The sequence below is a fragment of the Candidatus Dependentiae bacterium genome, from assembly GCA_018897535.1.
Taxonomy (GTDB): Bacteria; Babelota; Babeliae; order Babelales; family UASB340; genus UASB340.
In genome coordinates, this window is sequence record JAHIKO010000021.1 from 1 (window position 1) to 4,992 (window position 4,992).

Annotated in this window: 3 protein-coding genes; all 3 read left to right on the forward strand. The window is 30.2% G+C overall.

Annotated features, from left to right (window positions below; all coding sequences use genetic code 11):
• On the forward strand, positions 1 to 2,265 hold a 2,265-nt coding region (locus tag KKE07_01250; protein ID MBU4269485.1), incomplete at its 5' end, for a hypothetical protein.
• 20 nt (positions 2,266 to 2,285) lie between these two features.
• Positions 2,286 to 3,518: a hypothetical protein gene (locus KKE07_01255; protein MBU4269486.1), complete on the forward strand. Its 1,233-nt coding sequence runs from the start codon at positions 2,286 to 2,288 to the stop codon at positions 3,516 to 3,518.
• Between the two features lie 19 nt (positions 3,519 to 3,537).
• A partial coding sequence (locus KKE07_01260) for a hypothetical protein (protein ID MBU4269487.1) occupies positions 3,538 to 4,992 on the forward strand: 1,455 nt, incomplete at its 3' end.

The window sequence follows — 4,992 nt, forward strand, 5'->3', positions numbered from 1 at the left end:
GAAAATGTTGAATTTGATTTGAGTGAAAATTTAACATTTTCGCAGGGACGAATTAATTTGGTTAATGCAACTCCTTTGATCTCGAATGTTTTTTACACAAGAGGCCTTGCCGGTAAAAAGACATTTGAAGTTTCCCCGGATACAAATATGTATGCAAATTTTGGTTCTGTTGTAACGAATAAAAATTTAATCAATACCGGACAAAATACAATTGCATTTCAAGAAATAGAATTAAAAGGTCTTGATTATATAAAAACGGAAGTAGGAATAAATTATATTGGAGCCATTGGGTTGGTAGGTGGAGCCGTTGTTAGCGTTGGTAATCCAAATGTAACTTTACCTCCTGATGAAAAAGAACCTTGTGATAAAGTTTTTGTAATTCAGGGCCTTGATAATATTTTTTCGTTATTGAAAAATAATATTTATTTTACAGGGTCAATGTCTTTTGCAGATATTGGCGATAATGCAATTCATTTTGATTTTGTGTTGCGTGAACGAGTGGGAAATGGAGTTGTTGGTGGAATTCCAAAAGTGAATTTTGCTACGGATTTTGTTCAACTTACATCGTATCTTGGTCATGCGCGCATGTATTTTGATGATGCACAGGTTATGCTAAATAATTATGAAAATGCATTTTTAGTTTATGAGAACTCGTTTTTGGATGTAAATAGACTTTTGGTTTCAGGAGATCCTATCTGGGATCTGTATGAAGTTTCATCCGGAGGAACGCCATTTGTAATTGAAGGTGATTCGTTGGAAGCTCAAGATATGCCGTCGCCGGTAGTTTCTCAATATAATACGATGTATAAAAGAGATTCTTTTGAAAGAAAAACTAAAAAATATAAAACGGCATTGGATTTGATTTATGAAAAAGAGATAGAAAAATATTTTGAAAAATATAAAAAAGAAACAAAATATGAAACTTTGCCATTGCGAGAAATTATTATTCCGCCGGGAGCTGAAAGTTATTTTTCAGATGTTTTAAATGTTGTTCGAATTGAAAATAGAAATCAGGATTTGGGAAATGCATCGGGACTTTATTTAATGCAAAATGCCAGCATAAGTAATTTTAGTGTTAACCAAGATCCATTCAGACCATTACAAATTTTAATGGCATCAAATAGTACAATAAATCAGGATTTGACTCAAACTGTTACATTAAAGCAAACTGACAATATTATCGTAGCTGGTGATAATAACAAAATTATTGTAAATAATGATTTAACTTTATTGGGAAATATTATTATTTATGAAGATTCGGAATTAACATTTGAATTTGATGATTCGTTATTTAAAGATTTGACTCTTTCATTTAGCGGATTGAGTATTTTTGAAATTCTTCAAGGTTCGCGATTGATATTTAAAGGTAAGGGAACTGTTGTTTTTAGTAATGGATTTAAAATACATCTATCTGATTCAACATTAAGTCCTAGAAAAAAATCTACAATAGCTTTTCAAGAATCATGTGAAGTAAGAGTTGAAGAAAATGGACTTTTAAGAATTTGGGGTGACGCTAATTTTGTTGTTGATTCCGGAAGTAGAATTATAGTAAAAGAAGGCGAACATATTATAATTGGCGATTCTATAAACGATGATTTTAATATAGTTTTTGATCGAAGTGGGGTGCTGGAGTTGGGTACAAGAATTCCTTGCGGAAATACAACTTATAATTTTATAAAAGCTCTTTTTTCCATTCAAAAAACAGCAGTCTCTTTAGATTTTGAGCAGGGAGCTGAGCTTTCCATACGTGGTGACGGTATCTTTGAAATAAATGCTTTAGAGGGCGTTGAAAAACGGGGATATTTAAAAAACTTTTATTTTGATAATGATGGGCTTTTGGCTATTGAAAATCAAGGTCGAATGCGTATCGGACGAAATAGGGGTGATGGTAATCAGTTTGAATGGTTAATTGATTGGGATAATTGGAATGGCCAAATTGTAAGTGAATGTGAAGCTATGGTCGAATATGTAACATCCGGTAATGATATCGGTTTTGCGGGAAGATTACAGAAAAATTATTTTGTGGCTGATGATTTAAAATCGGCAGAACTTGTTGGAAGATTGATAAATTTGGTACCAACATTAAGTGTGTCGGTTGTTTTTTATGATGAATCCGGAAATAAAAAATTAAGATTGAAAAATGGATTGATTGTATCTTTAAATGCCAATGACACTATTTATGCAGATGATTCAGTTACCGGATATGTTTATGGTATGAATAGGGGTAATCAGTTTATGATAGATTTAGACGGTAATAGATTTTAATTTTAAAAAAGGAGCACTGAATGAATTATTTAAAATTGTTTTTGGTTTATTTTTTATGCTCGAATTTATTTGCGCAAGATATTGTACCGGAAAAACAAGAAGAAATTTTTGATATATATTCAAGAGCTGCAGAAGTTTCCAGTGAATGGAAAAGCTTAATGACCGAGTCTTTTTATAAAGATATAGCCGTTATAAAACAGGTTGTTCTTGATGGAGAAAAAGATGTTGCCTCTCGAGATAAATTTTTAAAAAGTTTTAAAGACCAGCAAGATTGGTTTGATATGGCTATGAGTACAACCCAAGAAGTTGGTGATTCCAGTTACAAAGAAATTGAAGAAAAAAAGTTTTTCGTATCACGTATTGCTGATGCTCAAAGGCGATCCGATATTTCATTAAATGAATTTTCAAAAAATTTTAAAATAGATTCTTTTGTTAAGAAAAAAATTAGATTGGATATTTTAGCTGATATCAATACCTATGTTTTAGAAGAGATAAGAAGAGGTTTAAAACCAACTCAAGATTTATTTTTATCAGAAAAAGCATTAAATAATATTGTAAATCAGAATATAAATGAATTCAAACAAAAAAATATAATTTCCGGTTCTATGAGCTCTGAAATTATTGGAAATATAAATTCAAGTATTGGAAAACTTATCACCAAAGAAGATTATCAGGTTTTTTCGACCAAATTACGTGAAAATATAAGTAATGAGTTAAAAGAAACATTTGGCGCTATAGATAAAAAAATTCAGGAACAAATTACAAAAAATAATGAGGAAGTTAAAAAGAATTATCAAGAAATATTAAACAGTTTGGATAATAAATTATCTTCAACTGAAGCAAGATTACAAGTTTATATCGATAGAAAAATGCAAGATTTTGAGCGAAAATTGGATAGTGTTACTTCAAAACAAGCTGAAAAAAGTGGAATAATCGACTTGGATTTGGTTGAAAACAAAATTAAAAGTTATTTTGATCAACGTTTAGGTAATATTGAAGAAAAGATTGATGCGGCTCAATCTGTAGCAGTGCCAATTTTAGAAGGAAATAAAAAAGTTCAGTCTATTTTTGAAATATCAAAAAAGAATATTGATAAAAAAATATCCGAACAGGTTGAAAAACAACTTTCAGCATTAAAGGCTGATAGAATCGAAAAAATAGAAAAACTTTCAAGGAAAAAGAAAAAAGAAGAACGAAGAAAATTATTAAGAGAATTGTTGGAAAAAGAGATTAATAATCAAGAAGTAAGTTAATAAAAAAACGAGATTTTGAATGAGTTTTTTAAAAATATTTTTTTTAATATCTTTTTGTTTTGGTTTTTCCGGATTATTTGCGCAAGGTGAATCAGATTATGATCCGGAATTTTATGACGATTTAAAACAAGAGCTTACAAATATAATTACTGAAAAATTTATTGCAAACGAGCAGTCCGAAAAATATTCAAAACATATAGAAGATGAAACTAAACGACATGTAAAAACCAAGCTATATCGTGAATCTAAAAATCATGTACGAAATGAAGTATATAAAAAAGATAAAAAACTTTTGCTTGATGGTTTATATGATAAAGTTTTTTTATATAAAGTTCCGGATTGGCCATTTTATACTCAACCGTTTATGCAAAAATACAATTTGCAAGCAGATTTAAAATTTGATTTTGTCGATGATTCTTATTATCTGGGTGGCGCTAAGCATGATTTGTCAAACTTACTATTTAATCAAAACGATTTAAGATTAAAAGATATTTTACTTGCAGCAAAATTGATGCGTGAAAATAAAATTTTTTGGCAAAAAAATACGAGTGATACCGACGAAACAAAATATAATTCATTGCATTATTTTTATATTTTGGCAGATCAACCGATGCTTTTTAATGCAAAATATAATAAGCAAACATTAAATTTAAATTTTGCTAAACATGCACTTGGTGGCGATTTTACCATAGGGGTTCAATTGCCGGTTTCTCGCCAACATAATAAAATAGATCTGGTTTCAGATATTAGTGATGAGGATAAAGAAAAATTACGCTTAGCACACGAAGATCCGGAACAAATTTGTCCCGGAGTTGATGTAGGAATTGCAGGTCCAAATTTTTTTGAAAGATATGGAACTTTGGAAGCTTTTTTAGTTGATATATTAAAAGCAAAGGGTATAGAATTTAACAAAAGCGAAACCGTTTTGGGTCTTTCAGATTTATCATTATTTTTCAATGTTGAATTTGATTGGAAACATGCAGAGCGAATTTTGGCAGGATTAAATTTTATTGTTCCAACTTCAAAAAATATTGATACTGCAAAACTTTGGTATCCGGAGCTTGGTAATGGCGGTTTTTATGGCTTAGAGGCTTTTGGTTCAATATTGTTTGCAGAAAATAGATGGTTTAATCCACACGCTTTTTTAAATTTATCGCTAGCATTACCTGCTAGGGTTAAACGACGTGTGCCAAAATATGTTTCATATGACGGAATAACTCCGGCAGCCGGAAAAACTATTAATTCTCTTGTGCTTTCACCACAACAACAAATTTATGCATTAGGTCAACCCGGTATTTTTACAAATGAACTTGATGCAAATGCAAAAAGATTTTCCGATACGGCTCAAAAAATAAATATATTTCCGGGTCCTAAAATTTTTTTAAGATTGGGTAATATTTTTGAACGAGTTTTTTGGAAAAATGCTTTTTTTGATCTTTACTATGATCTGGGTTTAAAATTTAAAGATTATACC

Bases quoted from the DNA above. Each gene is read 5' to 3' on its own strand.
- KKE07_01255 (MBU4269486.1), top strand. From the start codon at position 2,286: ATGAATTATTTAAAATTGTTTTTGGTTTATTTTTTATGCTCGAATTTA.